The sequence below is a fragment of the Actinacidiphila sp. DG2A-62 genome, from assembly GCF_035825295.1.
Classification (GTDB): Bacteria; Actinomycetota; Actinomycetes; order Streptomycetales; family Streptomycetaceae; genus Actinacidiphila.
Window position 1 is genome coordinate 6,965,208 of the sequence record NZ_JAYMGI010000002.1, and the last position, 19,796, is coordinate 6,985,003.

General features: G+C 77.0%; 15 protein-coding genes and 4 pseudogenes. 12 read left to right on the plus strand and 7 right to left on the minus strand.

Annotation, left to right across the window (positions count from 1 at the left end; translation table 11 throughout):
• Positions 1–35: 35 nt before the first annotated feature.
• The 3 genes and pseudogenes from VSR01_RS31060 to VSR01_RS31070 form a co-directional block, all read right to left on the minus strand.
• A pseudogene (locus VSR01_RS31060) lies at positions 36–1,258 on the minus strand (HRDC domain-containing protein); the annotation flags it as partial.
• 288 nt (positions 1,259–1,546) lie between these two features.
• On the minus strand, positions 1,547–2,221 hold the full coding sequence (locus VSR01_RS31065; RefSeq protein ID WP_326452340.1) for a response regulator transcription factor: 675 nt from the start codon (positions 2,219–2,221) through the stop codon (positions 1,547–1,549).
• A gap of 377 nt (positions 2,222–2,598) precedes the next feature.
• The gene (locus tag VSR01_RS31070; RefSeq protein ID WP_326452341.1) at positions 2,599–3,234 is read right to left on the minus strand and encodes a DUF3000 domain-containing protein; all 636 of its coding nucleotides are present in this window, start codon (positions 3,232–3,234) and stop codon (positions 2,599–2,601) included.
• Positions 3,235–3,544: 310 nt separating this feature from the next.
• On the opposite strand from VSR01_RS31070, the pseudogene hemE reads away from it, so the two are divergent.
• A pseudogene (gene hemE, locus VSR01_RS31075) lies at positions 3,545–4,599 on the plus strand (uroporphyrinogen decarboxylase).
• 125 nt (positions 4,600–4,724) lie between these two features.
• Here the strand turns inward: hemE and VSR01_RS31080 are convergent.
• The gene (locus VSR01_RS31080; protein ID WP_326452342.1) at positions 4,725–5,978 is read right to left on the minus strand and encodes a DUF4349 domain-containing protein; all 1,254 of its coding nucleotides are present in this window, start codon (positions 5,976–5,978) and stop codon (positions 4,725–4,727) included.
• A 734-nt stretch (positions 5,979–6,712) separates the two neighbouring features.
• Here VSR01_RS31080 and VSR01_RS31085 point away from each other — a divergent pair.
• The 4 genes from VSR01_RS31085 to hemQ all read left to right on the plus strand — a co-directional run bounded on the left by VSR01_RS31085 (position 6,713) and on the right by hemQ (position 9,904).
• Entirely contained in the window at positions 6,713–7,354 is a 642-nt protein-coding gene (locus VSR01_RS31085) for a DUF5753 domain-containing protein (RefSeq protein ID WP_326452343.1), read from the plus strand.
• Positions 7,351–7,569: a DUF397 domain-containing protein gene (locus VSR01_RS31090; RefSeq protein WP_326452344.1), complete on the plus strand. Its 219-nt coding sequence runs from the start codon at positions 7,351–7,353 to the stop codon at positions 7,567–7,569. The genes VSR01_RS31085 and VSR01_RS31090 overlap by 4 nt, the downstream gene beginning before the upstream one ends.
• Positions 7,570–7,653: 84 nt before the next feature.
• Positions 7,654–9,120: a protoporphyrinogen oxidase gene (hemG, locus tag VSR01_RS31095; protein ID WP_326452345.1), complete on the plus strand. Its 1,467-nt coding sequence runs from the start codon at positions 7,654–7,656 to the stop codon at positions 9,118–9,120.
• Between the two features lie 4 nt (positions 9,121–9,124).
• A complete protein-coding gene (hemQ, locus tag VSR01_RS31100) occupies positions 9,125–9,904 on the plus strand; it encodes a hydrogen peroxide-dependent heme synthase (RefSeq protein ID WP_326452346.1) in 780 nt (259 codons plus the stop codon).
• A gap of 172 nt (positions 9,905–10,076) precedes the next feature.
• Here hemQ and VSR01_RS38040 read toward each other — a convergent pair whose 3' ends face one another.
• Both VSR01_RS38040 and VSR01_RS38045 read right to left on the minus strand, forming a co-directional pair.
• Positions 10,077–10,643, minus strand: coding sequence for an aminoacyl-tRNA hydrolase (locus tag VSR01_RS38040; RefSeq protein ID WP_442785728.1), 567 nt, complete (start codon positions 10,641–10,643; stop codon positions 10,077–10,079).
• Positions 10,629–10,996 (minus strand): annotated as a pseudogene (locus tag VSR01_RS38045) (peptidyl-tRNA hydrolase); the annotation flags it as partial. The pseudogene VSR01_RS38045 and the gene VSR01_RS38040, both read right to left, overlap by 15 nt.
• Positions 10,997–11,179: 183 nt before the next feature.
• On the opposite strand from VSR01_RS38045, the gene VSR01_RS38050 reads away from it, so the two are divergent.
• The 6 genes and pseudogenes from VSR01_RS38050 to VSR01_RS38060 all read left to right on the plus strand — a co-directional run bounded on the left by VSR01_RS38050 (position 11,180) and on the right by VSR01_RS38060 (position 16,894).
• Positions 11,180–13,261, plus strand: a complete 2,082-nt coding sequence (locus VSR01_RS38050; RefSeq protein ID WP_442785585.1) for an ATP-binding cassette domain-containing protein — start codon at positions 11,180–11,182, stop codon at positions 13,259–13,261.
• Positions 13,262–13,272: 11 nt separating this feature from the next.
• Entirely contained in the window at positions 13,273–13,545 is a 273-nt protein-coding gene (locus VSR01_RS31115) for a hypothetical protein (RefSeq protein WP_326452347.1), read from the plus strand.
• A 188-nt stretch (positions 13,546–13,733) separates the two neighbouring features.
• Positions 13,734–14,726, plus strand: a complete 993-nt coding sequence (locus VSR01_RS31120; protein WP_326452348.1) for an aldo/keto reductase — start codon at positions 13,734–13,736, stop codon at positions 14,724–14,726.
• A gap of 178 nt (positions 14,727–14,904) precedes the next feature.
• Positions 14,905–16,086, plus strand: a complete 1,182-nt coding sequence (locus VSR01_RS31125; RefSeq protein WP_326452349.1) for a sensor histidine kinase — start codon at positions 14,905–14,907, stop codon at positions 16,084–16,086.
• Between the two features lie 20 nt (positions 16,087–16,106).
• Positions 16,107–16,370 (plus strand): annotated as a pseudogene (locus VSR01_RS38055) (LytR/AlgR family response regulator transcription factor); the annotation flags it as partial.
• Between the two features lie 215 nt (positions 16,371–16,585).
• A complete protein-coding gene (locus VSR01_RS38060; RefSeq protein WP_442785586.1) occupies positions 16,586–16,894 on the plus strand; it encodes a LytTR family DNA-binding domain-containing protein in 309 nt (102 codons plus the stop codon).
• A gap of 422 nt (positions 16,895–17,316) precedes the next feature.
• Here VSR01_RS38060 and VSR01_RS31135 read toward each other — a convergent pair whose 3' ends face one another.
• A complete protein-coding gene (locus VSR01_RS31135; protein WP_326452350.1) occupies positions 17,317–17,553 on the minus strand; it encodes a hypothetical protein in 237 nt (78 codons plus the stop codon).
• A 116-nt stretch (positions 17,554–17,669) separates the two neighbouring features.
• On the opposite strand from VSR01_RS31135, the gene VSR01_RS31140 reads away from it, so the two are divergent.
• Entirely contained in the window at positions 17,670–19,571 is a 1,902-nt protein-coding gene (locus tag VSR01_RS31140; RefSeq protein ID WP_326452351.1) for a sodium/solute symporter, read from the plus strand.
• Positions 19,572–19,796: the final 225 nt, after the last annotated feature.

The following is a 19,796-nucleotide window of genomic DNA, read 5'->3' on the forward strand; positions in this document are numbered from 1 at the left end:
GCGGGCGGCGCGGTCTCCGCGGGCGGCGCGGGGCGGGCCCGCAGCGCGGTGGTCAGCAGCGGGGTGACCAGCTGGACCTGCCAGGGGCGCGCGCCCAGCGAGGTGAGCAGCGAGGCGACCACCTCGGGCCGGCGTCGGCCGGCGGCGCCCAGCAGACCCGGCGCACGGTGTCCGGCGCGATCAGGTTCTCCTGCGGCAGGTTCAGCTCCTCGGCCAGCGCCGAGACCGCCGCCCTGGCCGCCGACAGGCGCGCCGCGGCCACCGGGTCCTTGTCGGCCCAGGCCCGCGGCGGCGGGGGACCGGTGAAGGCCGCGGCCGGCTGCGGCAGTTCACGCTCCGGCAGCGCGCGGGCCCGGTCGATGGCCGCCTGCCACTGCTCCAGCTGACGGCGGCCCATCCGGTGCCCGAAGCCGGGCAGCGCGGCGAGCGCGTGCGCGTTCGGCGGCGACTCCAGCGCGGCGGCCACGATCGCCGCGTCGGTCAGCACCCGGCCGGGCGAGACGTCCCGCTCGCGGGCGGCGCGGTCGCGGGCCAGCCACAGCTCGCGCACCACCGCGATCTGCCGCCGCCTGCGCACCTTGTGCATCCCCGAGGTGCGCCGCCACGGATCGACCCGGGGGGCGGGCGGCGGCGCGGCGGCGATCGCCGCGAACTCCTGCAGCGCCCAGTCCAGCTTGCCCTGGACCCGCAGCTCCTCCTCCAGCGCGTCGCGCAGGTCCACCAGCAGCTCGACGTCCAGCGCGGCGTAGCGCAGCCACGGCTCGGGCAGCGGGCGGGTGGACCAGTCGACCGCCGAGTGGCCCTTCTCCAGGGTGAAGCCGAGGACGTTCTCCACCATCGCGCCCAGGCCGACGCGGGCGAACCCGGCCGGCCAGGCCAGTTCGGTGTCGAAGAGCGAGGCGGGGCGCATGCCCAGCTCGGCCAGGCACGGCAGGTCCTGGGTGGCGGCGTGCAGCACCCACTCGGTGTCGGCCAACGCGTCGCCCAGCGCGGACAGGTCCGGGCATCCGACGGGGTCGATCAGCGCGGTCCCTGCCCCGGCGCGGCGCAGCTGGACCAGATAGGCCCGCTGCCCGTAGCGGTAGCCGGAGGCGCGCTCGGCGTCGACGGCGACCGGACCGGAACCCGCGGCGAAGGCTGCGACCACGCCGGCGAGGGCGTCCGGGCTGGCGGTCACCGGCGGGATTCCCTCGCGCGGGTCCAGCAGAGGGACCGGCGCCGCGTCGGTTCTGGTTGCGGTCTCTCTGGCGTCGGTCACCTGTCAAGGGTAGCCGTGCGGGGCGTTTCCCGCGGAGATCCACCGCACAGGCGTCCGCACGGGGCCCCTCACGGGTGTGCGCCGGCGCGCCCGACGGGGCGCGGGGCGGGCGCGGGGGCCGGGTGAGCAGGGGATCGTCCCGCCCGCGCGCCCCCCTGCGCCGGGGGACGCGAGGGGACGCCGGGGGACACCGGGGGACGCCGGGGGACATGGCGCGGCGCCCGCCGGGGGAACGTTCCACCGACGGGCGCCGTGACCCAGCGGGACCGCCGCGGGCGCGGCGGGCTCTCAGTGGATGATGCCGGTGCGCAGCGCCACCGCCACCATGCCGGCGCGGTCGCCGGTGCCGAGCTTGCGGGCGATGCGCGCCAGGTGGCTCTTGACGGTCAGCGCGGACAGGCCCATCGAGACGCCGATCGCCTTGTTCGACTGGCCCTCCGCGACCAGCCGCAGCACCTCGACCTCACGCCCCGACAGCTCCCGGTAGCCGTTGCCCGGGTGGTGGTGGCCGGGCGCGCCCGGCGGGCGGCGCTGCAGCCGGGCGGCGGTGGCGCCGAAGGGCGCGAGGCCGGGGCGCCCGGCCAGCGCGCCCGCGGTGTTGCGGGTGCCGGTCACGACGTAACCCTTGACGCCGCCGGCCAGCGCGTTGCGCACCGCGCCGATGTCGTCGGCGGCCGACAGCGCCAGCCCGTTGGGCCAGCCCGCCGCGCGGGTCTCGGCGAGCAGCGTGAGCCCCGAGCCGTCGGGCAGGTGGACGTCGGCGACGCAGATGTCGCGCGGGTTGCCGACCCTGGGCCGGGCCTCGGCGATCGACGAGGCCTCGATCACGTCGCGCACCCCGAGCGCCCACAGGTGGCGGGTGACGGTGGAGCGGACACGGGGGTCGGCCACGACCACCATCGCCGTCGGCTTGCTGGGGCGGTAGGCGACCAGGCTCGTGGGCTGCTCGAGAAGGACGGACACCGGGCCTCCTGTGGCAAAAAAGGTGACTGAAACGGTCACAGTCTCCTTCGGCAGCAATTGCTCCGGCCTTTAGGGAAAGATCACGATTTGTTGAGTACCAATTCCGGCAAATCGGACGGCCGATCGAACGGGCGGGCGGCCGGGTGAACGCCCGGCCGCGCGTTCGGTCCGCGCGGGGCGCGTTCACCGGCGCGCATGCCGGCCGCGCGCAGGCGGCGTGAGGGGGTTCGAGGGGCGTGCGCGGGCGTACGCCGTCGGCATCGAGCGGCCCCGACCGGCGCGACCGGTCCCCGCCGGGCCGCGCCGTGACGGCCGGCCGGTCAGCTCCGGCGCTTGGGCAGCGGCAGCACGCCGCCCGGCCGCGCCGTGACGGCCGGTCAGCCCCGGCGCTTGGGCAGCGGCAGCACGCCGCCGGCGCCGCGCGCCTGCTGCTCCGGATCCTCCGACGGCGGCAGCCCGGCGCACGCGCACAGCAGGTCGCACCAGCCGGACAGGTGCGCGGACAGGTCGGGCCCCGCGCCGCCGGGCCGCTCCCGCGGCGTCCACGACGCCCGGATCTCGATCCGCGCGTCGTCCGCGCGGTCCGACAGCCCGCCGAAGTAGTGCGAGGACGCGCGCGAGACCGTGCCGCTCGGATCGTGGTACGACGCCCGGTGCGCGGACAGCGAGCCGGTCAGCCACGACCAGCTGACCTCGGGCAGCAGCGGGTCGCCGGCCATCTCCGGCTCCAGCTCGGCGCTGGCCAGCGTCACCAGCCGGAAGACCCCGTGCCACGCGTCCTGGCCGTCCGGCTCGTGCAGCAGCACCAGGCGGCCGTCGGCCGGCTCGTCGTCGCCGGTCCGCACCGTGGCCTCCAGCGCGTAGGCGTAGGAGGCGAGCCGGCGCGGCGCCGCGACCTCCTCGATCCGGATCTCCGGCCGCACCCGGGCCGCCCGCAGCGCCTCCACGGCCTGCCGGAAAAGAAAGGGGACCTCGTCTGCCTCGTCGCCCAGGTGCACGTGAACCGCTGCCATGCCCGGAAGGGTAAGCGCCCGCGCTGTGCTCCGGGCGGAGCAACACCGCCATATTGGAGCCGCGTGACAGCGCTTTCCCGCCACTTTCGGGCAGGGCCGCCGAAACCTGGCCCGAACACGGCGGCAAGGCGGCCGAGACGTGGCCGCGAGCCGCGTGCCGGGAGCCGCGTGCCGTGAGCTGTGCGCCGAGGGCCGGGGGCCCGCGCGCCAGGCGCCGGGCAGGGCGCGCCGGGCGGTGAGGGCAAGGCGGCGGTGGCCGGGCGGTGAGGGCAAGGCGGCGGTGGCCGGGCGCCTCCGCGGGCGTGCGAAAATGCAGAACGTGAGTGCGCTCCAGCAGACCGCTGCTTCCCCCTTCGTCCGCGCCTGCCGAGGCGAGTCCGTGCCGCACACCCCGGTGTGGTTCATGCGGCAGGCGGGCCGCTCGCTGCCGGAGTACCTCAAGGCGCGCGAGGGCGTCCCGATGCTCGACGCCTGCACGATTCCGGAGCTGATCACCGAGATCACCCTCCAGCCGGTGCGCCGCCACGGCGTGGACGCGGCGGTCTACTTCAGCGACATCGTGGTACCGCTCAAGGCGATCGGCGTCGACCTGGACATCAAGCCCGGCGTCGGACCGGTCATCGCCGACCCGGTGCGCCGCCGCGAGGACCTCGACCGGCTGCGCGACCTGACGCCCGAGGACATCCCCTACGTCACCGAGGCGGTCGGCATGCTCACCGCCGAGCTGGGCGCGACCCCGCTGATCGGCTTCGCCGGCGCGCCCTTCACCCTCGCCAGCTATCTGATCGAGGGCGGCCCCTCGCGCAGCTACGAGCACACCAAGGCCATGATGTACGGCGACCCCGAGCTGTTCGCCGACCTGCTGGAACGGCTCGCGCGGATCACCGGGGTGTTCCTGACCGTGCAGGTCGAGGCGGGCGCGAGCGCGCTCCAGGTCTTCGACTCCTGGGCCGGCGCGCTGTCCCCGCCGACTACCGGCGCTTCGTGCTGCCGGCCTCCGCGAAGGTCTTCGACGCGGTGGCCGGCTACGGCGTGCCGCGCATCCACTTCGGCGTCGGCACCGGCGAACTGCTCGGCCTGCTGGGTCAGGCGGGGGCGGACGTGGTCGGCGTGGACTGGCGGGTGCCGCTGGACGAGGCGGCCCGCCGGGTCGGCCCCGGCAAGGCGCTCCAGGGCAACCTCGACCCCGCGGTGCTCTTCGCCCCCACCTCCGTGGTCGAGGCGAAGGCCCGCGAGGTGCTGGACGACGCGGCCGCCGCGGGCGTCGGCCACATCTTCAACCTCGGCCACGGCGTCCTGCCCAGCACCGATCCCGACGCGCTCACCCGCCTGGTCGGCTTCGTCCACGAGCAGACCGCGGCCTGAGCCGCCGCGGTCTGCGGCCCGCGGACCGCGGTCCGGGCACCGGCCGGGGCGCGCGGGCGGGGACCCGGGTCCGCCGTCCACGCGTCACCCGCACTTCTCGCGCCCGCATCACCCCCACTTCTCGCTCACTTCTCGCCGGGCGGCTCCTCCGCGTCGCGCGCGCCCTCCGCAGGGCCGGCGCCGGGGGCCGGGGCCGCGCCCACCGGCGACTCCTCGTGCACAGGTGACACCAGAGACTCGGCGCCGGCCGGAGGCTCCGCGGCCACGGGGGATTGCGTGGCCGCCGAGGGGGCCGCGGCCGCCGGGGTTCCGGGACGGGCCACCCGGCGGGCCTGCGCCGCCCCGGGAAGGGGCCGGCGCGCGGGCAGGAAACGCCGGCGCACGGCCAGCACCGTCAGCCAGCAGGCGAGCAGCACCGCCGCGAACGGCAGCACCGCGAGGAACGCGACGAGCAGCGCCCGCAGCGTCACGTACAGGGCGTGCCAGCCGCCGCGGGCGGCGTGACCCGCCGCCGTCCAGAAGCCGTCGTGCTTCGCCGCCTTCACCGGCGCGGGCTTCGCGGGCGGCTCGGACAGCCGCAGCGTGACCGTCGCCAGGTTCGTCTGCGACCTCAGCGACGCCTGCTGGGCCTCCAGCGCCTCCAGATCGGACTCGCGGGTGCTCAGCTCGCTCTCCAGCGACACCACGTCGCCGAGCGAGCCGGCCCGGTCCATCAGCGCCCGCACCCGCGCCACGCTCGCCTGCTGGGACTTGATCCGGCTCTGCACGTCCACGACCTGCCCGGTGACGTCCTTCACGCTCACCGTGCGGCTCACCAGCGTGCCCAGCCCGGACAGCTGGGTGAGCAGCCGGTCGTACGCCGCGGCCGGCACCCGCAGCTGGACCGAGGAGGTGGCGTGACCCCCGGAGTCGACGGTGGTGTCCTCGTCGCCCGCGTACCCGCCGTCCTGCGCCGCGTAGTCGCGGGCCCGGTCCAGCTGCCGCTCGACGTGCGGCGTCCTGATGCCGAGCTGCGCGGTGCGCACCAGGTACGTGGCCGCGGGCGTCACCGTGTCGCCGCCGGCGGTCCGCCGCTTGCCGTTCGTGGTCGTGGTGGCGCCGGAGCCGTCGCCGGCGGCGTCGTCCGAGCCGCCGTACGCGTCCACACCGCCGGTGTTCGCCGTGGCCCGCGGAGTCGCCGCCCCGCTCCGGGCGGAGTCGTCGTGCGAGGCGCCGCTGCCGCAGCCGGCCACCGCCGCCACCCCCAGCAGACCGGCCAGCAGCAGCGCCGCCGCGCGCGCCCCGCGCACCCCGCCCGCGCCGGGCGTTCTCCGCGCGCCGCGCGGCCCCCTCGCCCCCTCCGTTTTTTCCGCCGTCGCCACCGTCTGCGTCGTCGCCATGAAGTCCCCCCGGATATCGGGCCGTTGAACGCTGTCGCCGATTGGACGCACACCGCCGCCGGCACGTTTCGGCCCGCCGGTCCCGAAGGGGTCACGTTCGGAACTCGATCCGGCGTCGCGGTCACCGTGCTGGAGGGCTCGGACCCGGCTGGGCCGCGTGCTGTCGGCCGACTCCGCGGGCACCGACCACGTCGTCGAACGCGGCCACGGCGTGCCGCGCCGCCCACCACCGACCCGACGCCCTCACCCACCTGGTCGGCGTCGTCCACGAAAAGTCCGCTGCCCGAGCCGCCGCGGCGGCGCCCCGGCCGCGGACGCTCGCGCTCCCGGCCGCTCCGGCGTGATCCGGGTCCGTGCGCGATGCGAAGTACGTGCGGGGTCCGGCCTACGGCTGCGGAGCCCGCGATCGCTTGGGGTCACCGGCCTGATGTCCGTCACGTCACTCGTTGCCTACGTGACCTTGCTCGATCTCTTCATAACCGAATTCTGATGTTCCGTACGCGGTGCTGCGTACTACGGCCTACGATCAGCCGGGTTGAGCCGTTGGCCGTCCGGTTGGCAGGAAGAGCAGGCGCCCGCCTGCGCCGTTCGTTGTGAACCGCGCGGTCCGGAGTGAGAAGTGGTCCTGCTGTCAAGACTGTTGCCACGGCCGAGGCGCGGGGAAAGGTGCACGGTACGACCCCTCCTATCTCTACCGGCTGGAAACGGGCGAACGGCTCGGCTCCCACGACGTCATGGTGGTGCTGGACCGGCTGTACGGGACCGGCGAGCTTCTCAGCACGCTGTGGCGCGCGGCCAAGCGTGAGGAGGGGCGGAGCCGATACCAGGGATTCGGGGACTTGGAGGCCGAGGCGACCGGCATCCAGGAATTCAGCGTCTGCACCGTGCCGGGCTTGCTGCAGACACCCGGCTACGCGGAAGCGCAGCTGCGTGTCCACCGTCCGGGCAGCGACGAGCAGTTGGCGGATCAGGTACGCGAGCGGATCGACCGGCAGATCCGTCTGACCGGCGACAAGCCCCTCGACTACCGCGGACTGCTGGATGAGGCCGTCATCCGCCGGCAAGCCCCCGACGCCGCCGTGTGGGCCGAGCAGCTCGAGCGGCTGATCGAGGCCGCGCAGTGGTCCAACGTCACGCTTCACGTCGTCCCGCTGGCCGGAAAGTTCCACAATCTGCTGGGCAGCTCGCTCCAACTGCTGTGGCTGCCCAGCGGGCGCACCGTCGCGTATGTCGAGAGCAGTTGGAGCGGTCAGCTCATCGAGGAAACGGAGGAGGTGGAACACCTCCGGTTGTCCTACGATCGGCTACGGGACTCCGCGTTGACGCCGTCCGAGTCCCTTGAGCTACTGCGAGCCACGCTGGAGGATCACAGATGATGAGCACCCGCCGGCCAGACCTGAGCGCTGCCGCGTGGCGTAAGTCGTCGTACAGCGGCAACTCCGACCCCAACAGTTGCGTCGAGGTGGCTGACGGCTTCCCGGTGGTCCCGGTGCGGGACAGCAAGGACCCCGAGGGTCCCGCGCTCGTCTTCGCCGCGGACGCCTGGACGGAGTTCCTGGCCGAGGTGAAGAACGGGCGCTTCGCCGTCTGAGCACTGGCGACCACCGACGGGTGACTTGCGCGAGAACCCGATCCGCCGTCTGGAACGGGTCCGGCGTCTGAGACAGTGGAGGACATGAGCCAGACGCAGCAGCGCAGGTCCGGCGGGCGGGCGGCCGCTCGGCGCGCGGTGGTCATCGGCGGCGGCATCTCCGGACTCACCGCGGCCCACGCCCTCGCCCGGGTCGGCGTCGCGGTCACCGTGCTGGAGGCCTCGGACCGGCTGGGCGGCAAGCTGCTGGCCGACGAGATCGCGGGCGTCCCGGTCGACCTGGGCGCCGAGTCGATCCTCGCCCGCCGCCCCGAGGCGGTGGACCTCGCCCGCGAGGTCGGCCTCGGCGACGACCTGGAGGCGCCGGCCGTGCTCGGCGCGACCCTGTGGACCCGCGGCCGGCTGCGCCCGATGCCCAAGGGCCACGTCATGGGCGTGCCCGGCGACCTCGCCCCGCTCGCCGCGTCCGGCGTGCTCTCCGCGGCCGGCCTGGCCCGGCTGCCGCTCGACCACGTACTGCCGCGCACCGAGGTCGGCGAGGACGTCGCGGTCGGTGCGTACGTCGCCGCCCGGCTCGGCCGCGAGGTCGTCGACCGGCTGGTCGAGCCGCTGCTCGGCGGCGTCTACGCGGGCAACGCCTACCGGCTGTCGCTGCGCGCGGCGATCCCGCAGCTCTACGGCGCCGCCCGCGGCGGCCGCTCGCTCATCGAGGCGGCCCGCGAGCTCCAGCGGAAGGCCGCCGCCGCGGGCGCCACCGGACCGGTCTTCAACGGCGTGCGCGGCGGCGTCGGCCGGCTGCCGCTCGCGGTCGCCGACGCCTGCCGGGCGCTCGGCGCGACCGTCGAGACCGGCGCGCGGGTGCGCGAACTGCGCCGTACCGGCCCGCACGGCTGGCAGGCGGTGCTCGACGACCGGGTGGTCGACGCCGACGCCGTGGTGCTCGCCGCGCCCGCGCCCGCCGCGGCCCGGCTGCTGGCCGCCGAGTCACCCGTCGCCGCCGCGGAGCTGGGCGCCGTCGAGTACGCCGGCATGGCGCTGGTCACCATGGCCTTCCGCCGCCGCGACGTGCACGACCTGCCGGTCAGCAGCGGCTTCCTGGTGCCGCCGGTGGACGGCCGCACCATCAAGGCGTCCACCTTCTCCGGCCACAAGTGGGGCTGGCTCGGCGAACAGGGCGCCGGCGGCGACGTGTTCGTGCTGCGCACCTCGGTCGGCCGGCACGGCGAGGAGTCCGACCTGGCCTGGGACGACACCGACCTCGTCCGGCTGTCCCGGGAGGACCTCGCGGCGGCGGCCGGACTGCGGGCCGCGCCCGTCGCCGCCCGGGTCACCCGCTGGGAGGGCGGCCTGCCGCAGTACGCGGTGGGCCACGTCGCCCGGGTCGCGCGGGTCCGTGAGCAGATCGCGAAACTGCCGGGGCTCGCGGTGTGCGGCGCGGTGTACGACGGGGTCGGCATCCCCGCCTGCGTCGGCAGCGGCCGCAAGGCCGCGGAACAGGTCCTGGCGGGCCTGACCCGGGTGCCGGACGCGGCGGACGACGCGGGAGAATAGCCGTATGACCGACTCGACTGCCTCTTCTGCTTCCTCTGCCCCTGCCGCTTCGTCCCCGACCGCCGCGCAGGGCCGCGCGCCCGAGCGGACCCCGCACGCCGGCAAGAAGGCCAAGGACCTCAACGAGGTCATCCGCTACACCCTCTGGTCGGTCTTCCGGCTGCGCGCGCCGCTGCCCGAGGACCGCGGCGGCTGGGCGGAGGAGGTGGACGAGCTGTTCGCGCAGCTCGCCGCGAAGGACGTCACGGTACGCGGCACCTACGACGTGTCCGGCCTGCGCGCCGACGCCGATCTGATGATCTGGTGGCACTCCGAGACCGCGGAGGCGCTCCAGGAGGCGTACAACCTCTTCCGCCGCACCCGGCTCGGGCGCGCGCTGGAGCCGGTGTGGTCCAACATGGCGCTGCACCGCCCGGCCGAGTTCAACAAGTCGCACGTGCCGGCCTTCCTCGCCGACGAGTCGCCGCGCGCCTACGTCAGCGTGTACCCGTTCGTCCGCTCGTACGACTGGTACCTGCTGCCCGACGAGGACCGCCGCAGGATGCTCGCCGACCACGGCAAGATGGCCCGCGACTACCCGGACGTCCGCGCGAACACCGTCGCGTCCTTCTCGCTCGGCGACTACGAGTGGATCCTCGCCTTCGAGGCGGACGAGCTGTACCGCATCGTGGACCTGATGCGGCACCTGCGCGGGTCCGAGGCGCGGCGGCACGTCCGCGAGGAGGTGCCGTTCTTCACCGGGCGGCGGCGGGAGATCGGCGAGCTGGTGGCGTCGCTGGCCTGAGCCGGCTGCCGGCTCCGGCTGAGGCCCGGCCGGGCTCGGCTCGGCCCCGCCAGGCTCGGCCCCGCTCGGCGCCGCTCGGCTCGCGGAGCCGGCCTGGTCGGCGCCGGCTCGGGTGGCCGGACCGGGTGGCCGGTCCGGCGCCGCGGGCCCGGGGCTCCGCCGGCGGCGCGTGCTACGCCGACAGGCGGGCGCGCAGCGCCGGGTGGTCGGCGACCACGGTCGCCGAGCCGGGCGCGATCTCGGTGAAGCCCGCGTCGCGGACCACCGGCAGCCCGCTCTCGGCCAGCCGCTTCCACTCCTCGCGCGACGGCGTGCGCACGGCGAGCGCGAAGCCGTCCGCGCGCCAGGCCGCGCGCTCGTCCGGCGACAGCTCCCACCACGCCAACTGGGCGCCGTGGCCGGCCTGCGCCATCGCCTTGCCCGCCGACATGGCGACGTCGGGGTTGAGCCAGAGCACCGGGCGCGCGGGGTCGGCGGGCGGCGCGGGCTCGGGGTCGTCCAGCTCGGTGCCCGAGACCTGGAGCCGGGCGAGGTCCTTGGGCCAGCCGTCCAGCGGCACGGGCGGGAAGACCCGCACCTCGGCGGGCGCGGTGCCTGCGGGTGCGGCGGCAGCGGCGGCTGCGGTGCCTGCGGGTGCGGCGGGTGCGGTGCCAGTGGGTGCGGCGGGTGCGGTGCTCTCGGCGTGGCCGGTGTCGGTGACCTCGGCGGCGTCCGGGGCGCTCCCCGCGCCGCCGGTCACGGTGATGCCGGCCAGCCCCCCGCCCGGCGCCACTCCGCGCCGCGGGCCCGCCGCACCACCTTGCGGATGCGCGCGTCCTGCCAGTCGCGGACGGCCCGCGTCCACGGCCCGTCCGGCGCGGTCGCGCGCTCGTCGGCGAGCAGCGTGAGCACCGCGCGCGCCGCGGTCTCCAGCGCGTCGGTCCGCGCGGGCGGGGCCGCGCGCTCGATCCGCACCACCAGCGGCAGCACGTACTGCGGCGCGGCGTCGCGGTCGGCCGCGCGGTCCGCGAACGGGCTGTCGACGGGGGCGCCGTAGCCGCGGTCGGTGGGCGGGGCGGGCGGGGTCGCGTCGGAGGCGTCGGGCGTGGTCACGGGCCAAGTCTGCCACCGGCGCCGCGCCGGGCCGCGGCGGTGGGCGAGGATGTGCGCGGAGCCGCGGAGCCGCGGAGCCGCGGAGCCGCGGAGCCTCCGGCCGGTGGGACGCGAGAGCGCCGCGGGACGGCCCGGAACGCGGGACGGGAGCGCGGGACGGAAGCGCGGAAGGGGGAGCGCGGCATGCTGCGGGTCGAGGGCGTGGGGCGCAGGTACGGTGCGCGCGGGCGCTGGGTGCTGCGCGGCGTCGATCTGGAGGCGGCGCCCGGGGAGCTGGTACGGGTCGAGGGCGCGAACGGCAGCGGCAAGTCCACGCTGCTGCGGATCGTGGCCGGGGCGGACCGGCCGAGCGCCGGCACGGTCACCGGCCGGCCGGCGCGCGCGACGGCGTACGTGCCGGAGCGTTTCCCGCCCGCGCTGCCGTTCCCCGCGCTGCGGTATCTCACTCGGCTCGGCGCCGTCCGCGGGCTGGGCGCGCCGGACGCCCTGGCGCGCGCCCGACACTGGCTGGACCGCTTCGACGTGGCGGGGTACGCGGCCACGCCGCTCGACCGGCTGTCCAAGGGCACCTGCCAGAAGATCGCCGTGGCCCAGGCGCTGCTGGCCGACCCCGAACTCCTCGTCCTGGACGAGGCATGGACCGGCCTCGACGCCGTCGCCCGCGAGACCCTCGACGCGGCGGTCCGCGAGCGCCTCGCCGCCGGCGCGACGGTCCTCTTCGTCGACCACGACCCCACCCGCCTGGCCGCGCACACCGCACGCGTCCCCACCCTCGCGCCGGCCGCGGCCCCGGCCGCCCAGGACTCCCGGGTCCCCGCCCCGCGGCCCGGTTCGCCCCCACCGACGCGCACCGCGCCCCCCACACCGGCCCTGCCGCACACCCCACCCGGCCCGGGCGGCGGCGTCGAGACGCTCACGCCTGGTGTCGGCCCGTCGGGCCCGGGTGGTGGGACGGTCGGCGTGGGGGCGCCGGGCTCCGGCGGTGGCGCCGGGGCGCTCGCGTCCGGTGCGGGGTCGGGTGGTTCGGGGGCGTCGGGCTCGGACGGTGGGACGGTCGGCGTGCGGGTGCCGGGCTCCGGCGGTGGCGTCGGGGCGCTCGCGGCCGGTGCGGGGTCGGGTGGTTCGGGGGCGGTGGGCTCGGACGGTGGGACGATCGGCGTGCGGTCCGGGGGTGGCGTGGGTGGGCCCGGGTCCGGCTCCAGGGGGCATGCTGACGAGACGTCAGGTGGAGCGCCCGCGGGGGGCGCGGGCAGCATGCAGCCGAACCCGGCCGCGGGCCCCGGCACGCGCGCGGCGGGACGCGGTGGCGACGCCTCGGCGACGGCGGACGACGAGACCGTGATCATGGTCGAGGCGGTCGGCGGCGGGGACGTCGTTCTGGGCGCGGGCGAGCCGAGCCGGCGTGCCGGCGGCGGCCTGCGGGTCGTCGTCGCGGCGACGCACTCCGACCAGGTCCTCCGTACGCTGCTCGACGCGCGACCGCCCTGGCACGTGACGAGTGTGCGGCCGGTCCGCCGTCCCTCGGCGCCGACCGACTCCACCGGCCCTGCGGGGCCTGCGGTTTCCGCAGCGTCGGCCGCGCCCGCGGGTTCTGTCGCGCCCGCGGGTTCCGCCGGGCGGGCCGGCCCGGCCGGGTTCGCGGCGTCCGCCGAGGCTGTCGGGCCCGCGGTTTCCGCAGCGTCGGCCGCGCCCGCGGGTTCCGCCGGGCTCGCGGGTTCTGTCGCGCCCGCGGGTTCCGCCGGGCGGGCCGGCCCGCCCGCGCCCGCGGCGTCCGCCGACGTCCAGGGCCGTGCGGGCACCGTGAGGTCTGCCGGTCCGGGACGGAGCGGCCGGGGCGGCCGGGGCGCCGGGCCCGGCGGGGAGCGGTCCTCGGGCGCGGCGGCCCTGGTGCGCTACCAAGCGGAGTTGCTGCTGCGCTCGCACCGGTGGCTGGCGCCGCTCGTGCTGTACCTCGCCGTCATGGCGATCGGCGTCGGCGGCGGGCAGCCCGTGCTGGGGTCGCTCGGATACGCCGCGGCCCTGCTGCTGCCCGTGGCCGCGTGGATCACCGGGATCTGCGTGGCCGGCGAGCCGGGCCGGCCCGCGCGTGCGTCGCCTCGGCGGTGGGCGCGGCCCGGGCCCACCGCGGCGTGCTGCTCACCGCGCTCGGCGCGTCGCTGCTGCTGGGAGCCGCGGGAGCCCTCGCGGTCGCGTCGATCGGCGGGCGGTACTCCGACGACCACCGGACCGCCGTCGCGTTCGGACCCGCGCTGGCCGCGGGGGTGACGGCCGCCGCGGTGTCCGCGCTGCTCGGCACCGCGGTGGGCGCGCTCGCCCACCCGCCGGGCCTGCGCCGCCGGCCGGGCTGGTCCGTCCTCGCCTCGCTCCTCGGCTCCGGCGCGGTGCTCCTCGTCCCCGGGTCGCCCGCCCGTACCGCCGTCTCCGCGCTCGTCACCGGCTCCGGCAGCGGGAGGGTCCACTGCCCCTTCCTCGCGCTCGCCCTCGCCGCGCTCGTGACCGTCGCGGTCGGCGTCCTCACCGCCCAGCGCGCCCACCCCGCCCGGACGTGACCCGCGCGCCCCCGCGCGCCCCCGCGCGCCTCCCGCGCGGCTCGCAGCGCCCGCCGGCCCGTCCCGGCGCCGCGGGCGTGGACGACGAACGCGGCTTGCCTTGGAGCGCGCTCCAGGTCTTAGCGTCGAGGGCGTTCGCCAGTCGTCGAGGTACCGCCCGGATCGCCGGGCAGGAGGAGTGTCCGCGCATGACCACCCGAACCACACTCGGCTCGCCCGGTCTCACCGTCAGCGCGATGGGCCTGGGATGCATGGGAATGAGCGAGAGCTACGGCGCCGCCGACTGGGACGGCGGCACGGCCACCATCGACCGGGCCCTGGAGCTGGGCATCACGTTCCTGGACACCGCCGACGCCTACGGCGCCGGGCACAACGAGGTGCTGGTGGGCCGGGCCGTCCACGGCCGCAGGGACCAGGTGCAGCTGGCCACCAAGTTCGGCATCGACCGCAGCGCCGGCGACCGGTCCCGCCGCATCCGCGGCGCCCGGGACTTCGTGCTGCGCTCCTGCGACGCCTCGCTGCTGCGGCTGGGCGTCGAGGTGATCGACCTGTACTACGCCCACCGTCCGCCCCAGGACGTGGAGATCGAGGAGACCGTCGGGGCGATGGCCGAACTGGTCCAGGCGGGCAAGGTCCGCCACCTGGGCCTGTCCGAGGTCGACGGCGACCTGCTGCGCCGGGCGCACGCGGTGCACCCGATCACCGCGGTGCAGAGCGAGTACTCGCTGTGGACCCGCGACGTCGAGGCGGTCACCCCGGTGATGGCCGAGCTGGGGGTCGGGCTGGTGCCGTACTCGCCGCTGGGCCGGGGGTTCCTGACCGGGGCCCTGGACCGCTCCGCGCTGGGCGAGAAGGACTTCCGGCGGACCAACCCCCGCTTCGCCGGCGAGGCGGGCGAGGCCAACGAGCCGATCGGGCGGACCGTGCGCGACGTGGCCGACCGGCTGGGCGCCACCCCGGCCCAGGTGGCGCTGGCCTGGGTGTACGCCCAGGCCGAGCGGCTCGGGGTGGCGGTGGCGGCCATTCCGGGCACCCGCAGCCCGGCCCGGCTGAAGCAGAACGCGGCCGCCCTGGAACTCACCCTGGACGCCGAGGCGCTGGCCGCGCTGGACCCGCTGAGCGACCAGGTCAGGGGCGAGCGCTACCTCCCCGTCCATACCGCCGAGGTCGCCCGGGGCTGACCGGTGTCCGCGACGTCGTGTCGCCGCGACCGCGCGTGCGCCGGCGGCCTCGCGCGGCGCCGGGTGGAACGCCGGGTGGAACGCCGGGTGGAACGCCGGGTCGAACGCCTGGTCGGGGCGGGGAGCCGGGTGTGCACGGGCCTGGTGCGGGGCGGCGGGGACGGGAGAGGATGGCGGGATGGGATCGGTGGGCGCGGTGGCGGGGACCGCCGTCGTGGTCGCCGTCGCCGCCGGGCTGCTGTTCCGCGTGGTCCGCGGGCGCCGCGGGTTCGGGACGCCCGCGGACAAGGCCGCGTTCGCCACGCTGCACGAGGCGTCGCTCGCCGCGCCGCCGCTGCGCGACGGGCTCAACCGCGACTCCGCGCGCCGCGCCGCGCGCCACCTGCGGGCGCTGCTGGGCACGCCCGCCCTCGCGGTGATCGGCGGCGACACGCTGCTCGCCTGGGAGGGTCCGGGCCGCCACCACAGCGGACAGGCCGTGGCGCACGCCGCCCAGGCGCTGCGGGCCGAACGCCCCTGGGTGGTCCCCGAGGAGGTCATCGCCTGCGGCGACCTCGACTGCCCGGTGCGCAGCGCCGTCGTGGTGCCGCTGGTCGTCGACGGGCTCGTCGTGGGCGCGCTGTCGGTCTACGCCCGGCAGGTCTCCGCCGCCCTGGTCCGCGCCGCCGGCGAGGTCGCCCACTGGGTCATCGCGCAGCTCGAACTCGCAGAGCTCGACCGCTCCCGCACCCGGATGATCGAGGCCGAACTGCGGGCCCTGCGCGCGCAGATATCGCCGCACTTCGTCTACAACTCGCTGACCGCCATCGCCTCCTTCGTCCGCACCGACCCCGACCAGGCCCGCGAACTGCTGCTGGAGTTCGCCGAGTTGACCCGCTACAGCCTGCGCCGGCACGGCCAGTTCAGCACGCTGGCCGAGGAGTTGAGGTCGGTGGACCGCTATCTGCGCCTGGAGCGCGCCCGGTTCGGTTCCCGGCTCCAGGTCGACCTGCTGATCGCGCCCGAAGTGCTGCCCGTCGCCGTGCCGTTCCTGTGCCTCCAGCCGATCGTGGAGAACGCGGTGCGGCACGGCCTCGGCCCCAAGTCCACGCCGGGCCGGGTGACGATACGGGCCGAGGACGCCGGCGCGGAGTGCCGGATCAGCGTGGAGGACGACGGGGTGGGCATGGACCCCGAGGACGTCCGCGCGCGGCTGGCCGGCGAGGCCGGCAGCGACTCGCTGGGCCTGGGCAACGTGGACGAGCGGCTGCGCGCGGTGTTCGGCGACGAGTACGGGCTCGTCGTGGAGACCGCGCCGGGCGCCGGCACCAAGGTCAACGTGCGGGTGCCCAAGTACCGGAACGGGGTGCGCGTGCCGTGAGACCGCTCAACGTCCTCGCGGTGGACGACGAGCCGCCCGCGCTGGAGGACCTGACATACCTGCTGCGCGGCGACCACCGGATCGGCCGGGTGCTCGCCGCGGACAGCAGCGACGCGGCACTGCGGCTGCTGGAGGGCGACACGGTCGACGCCGTCTTCCTCGACATCCGGATGCCGGGCCTGGACGGACTCGAACTGGTCGGCGTGCTGGGCCGGTTCGCCCGTCCGCCCGCGGTCGTCTTCGTCACCGCCTACGAGGACTTCGCGGTGGACGCGTTCGCGCTCAAGGCCGTCGACTACCTGCTCAAGCCGGTCGGCCGGGAACGCCTGGCCGAGGCGGTGCGCCGGGTCGCGGCGGCCGTGGCGGGGGCCGGGGGAGCGCTCGGCGCGGTGCCGGGCGGCGTGCCCGCCGGCGGTGCCGGCTGGCTGGCCGGCCGCCCGCGGTCCCCGACCCGGCCGGCGCCCGCATACCCGTCGACGTCGGCGGCGTCACCCGCTTCGTGGCGCGCGACGACGTGGCGTACGCCGAGGCGCAGGGCGACTACGTACGGCTGCACGCGGGCGGCCGCGCGCCGCTGGTGCGGATGTCCCTGGCGGTGCTGGAGGAGCGCTGGGCGCCGCACGGCTTCCTGCGCGTGCACCGCAGCTACCTCGTCGCGCTGCGGCACGTGGAGGAGCTGCGCTGGGACGCCGGCCACTGGACCCTGCGGGTCGCCGGCCGCGAACTCCCGGTCAGCCGCCGGCACAGCCGCGAGCTGCGCGACCTCCTCGTCCGCTGGTCCCGCGCCCCCGGCGAGGACACCCGGTGACCGTTCCCCCGTTCCCCCGCGCCCGACGACCCGCGCTGGCCCGACGCGGGCGCCCCCGCAGGCTCCGCCGACCCGCGCCCGGCCGGTCCGGGTGGCCCTGGCTGTGCATGTGCGGCCGGCCGCCGAACCTCCGCCGGCGCCGGTGATCCGCCGCCGGGCGTCGCCTCGCGCGGCGAGCATCCGGCAGCGCCTTCCGAGGCCGCCGCGGCCGGGCCCCGTGCCGTGCCGGTTTCGGCGCCGACCGGGCGGTGGCGGCATGCGGTGCGGGACGGCGACGCCGTCGGGGCGGCTCGGGGGGTGGCGGACGGGGGCGGCCCGGCGGAGCGGGTCGCGGTGACCGGGCCTCGCCGCAACCGGGCCGGAGGCTACTCCGCGCGGCCCGGCGCCGCCGACCTGCACGCGCAGCCGCGCCTCGGCCAGATCTACGTGCGCTCCCTGGTGCGCGACCAACTGCGCCTCGCGCTCGGCGTGTTCGCGGTGCTCGCCGCCGCGCTCGGCGGCCTGCCCGCGGCGTTCGCGCTGGTGCCCGCGCTGCGCACCGCCGAGGTGTTCGGCATCCGGCTGGCCTGGCTGCTGCTGGGCGTGGTCGCGTACCCGCTGATGGTCGCCGCCGCGTGGTTCCACGTACGGCACGCCGAGCGCGCGGAGCGCGAGTTCACCGAGCTGCTGGCCGGACCGCGCGCGGAGCCGGACCCGCGGCCCCCGGCCCGTCACGCCGCCGGCCGGAGGACCCCGCCGGCCCGGACGACCCCGCCGGCCCGGAGGGCGCTGCCGGATGAACCCCGCACTCGGCCTCGGCGCGCTCGTCGCCGTGCTCGTGGCGACCGTGGCGGTCGGCGTCTACGGGCTGCGCCTGTCGCGCGGCACCTCCGACTTCTACGTGGCCTCGCGCGAGGTCTCCCCGCTGTGGAACGCCTCCGCGATCGGCGGCGAATACCTGTCGGCCGCGTCGTTCCTCGGCGTCGCGGGCCTGGTCATGGCGTACGGCGTGGACATGCTCGCGTACCCGGTCGGCTACACCGCCGGCTACCTGGTGCTGCTCCTGCTGGTCGCCGCGCCGCTGCGCCGCTCGGGCGCGTACACCCTGCCGGACTTCGCCGAGGAGCGGCTCGGGTCGACCGCGGTCCGCCGGGTGGCCGGCGTCCTCGTCGCGGTGATCGCGTGGCTGTACCTGGTGCCGCAGCTCCAGGGCGCCGGGCTGACGCTGCAGACCGTCACGGGCGCGCCGCGCTGGGTCGGCGCGACCGTCGTCGCCGCGGCCGTCACCGCGGTCGCCGCGGCCGGCGGCATGCGCAGCGTCACTCTCGTCCAGGGCTTCCAGTTCTGGCTGAAGCTCACCGCGATCGCGGTCCCCGCGGTGTTCCTGGTGCTGGCCTGGCGCTCGGTCGGCGCGCCCGCGCTCACCGGTTCCGACGTGCCGCGCTTCCCGCACACCACCGTCGTCGCCCTCGACCAGACGGTCCGCTTCGACGTCCGCACGCCGGTCGCCGTCACCGTGACCGGCACCCTGGACGGCGTCCGGTACGCGCCGCCGCCCGCGGCCACCGCGCCGCCGCCCGCGGCCACCGCGCCACGCGTCGCCGCCGCAGATCCCGGACCCGCCGCCGGACCCGCCGCCGGACGCGGGTTCGCCCCCGGACCCAAACCCGCCACCCGCACCGTACGCCTCGGCGACGGCCCGCACACCGCCGCGGCCGGGACCCGGCTGACCTTCCCGGCCGGCGCCGAGGTCCCGCACGAGCAAGGGCTCGCGCCCGCCTCCGGCGCCCGCTGGGCGAGCCCGCTGTCCGGCGCGGGCGGGCGCGCGCACCCCGTCTACGCGATCTACTCGATCCTGCTCGCGACGTTCCTCGGCACCATGGGCCTGCCGCACGTGCTGGTCCGCTTCTACACCAACCCCGACGGCCGGGCGGCCCGCCGCACCACCCTGCTCGTCCTGGTCCTGCTCAGCGTCTTCTATCTGCTGCCCACCCTCTACGGCGCGCTCGGCCGGGTGCTGGCCCCCCAACTCCTGCTCACCGGGCGGACCGACACCGCGGTGCTGGTGCTGCCGCAGCTGACGCAGGGCGGCGAGGCCGGGCGGCTGCTCGCGGCGCTGGCCACGGCCGGCGCGTTCGCCGCGTTCGTCTCCACCGCCTCGGGGCTGACCGTCTCGGTGGCCGGTGTGGTCGCGCAGGACCTGCTGCGCGGCTCGGCGAAGGGCTTCCGCTGGGCGTCGCTGGCCGCGGGGGCGCCACCGCTGGTGATGGCCACGGCGACCGCGGGGCTGCCGGTGGCCGACGCGATCGGGCTGGCCTTCGCGGTCGCGGCCTCCTCCTTCTGCCCGCTGCTGGTCCTCGGCATCTGGTGGCGCCGGCTGACCGACGTCGGCGCGCTGCTCGGCCTGGTCGCCGGCGGCGGGCTCGCGGCGGTCGCGGTCGTCGTCACCAGCGTGCGCGGGCCCGGCCACGGCTGGGGCGCGGCGCTGCTCGAACAGCCCGCGGCGTGGACCGTGCCGGTCGCGTTCGCGGTCATGGTGGCGGGCTCGCTGCTGACCCGGCGCAGGCTCTCGCCCGCGGCCGTGGACCGGGTGATGCTCCGCATGCACCTGCCGGAAGAGGTCACCCACCTGCCCCGGGACGCCGCGATCCTGCCGGAGGGCGCCGCCCCGCCCGAGGAGCCGGCCCCGCGCCCGTGACACCGCGCGCGGGCCGCGCGTCCCCGGCCCCGCGTCCCCGGCCCGTCGCCCGCGGGCCCCTGCCGGGCGGCCACCCGCCGCGCCGCCCGCCGGCCGCCGACCGTTCGTCGCGCCGCACCGGCCGCCGACCGTTCGTCGCGCCGCACCGACCGCCCGTCGCACCGCGGGGACCGCCCGGCGAGCGGGACCGGCCACTGGGCGAAGCCCGCCGCGGCAGCGCTGTTC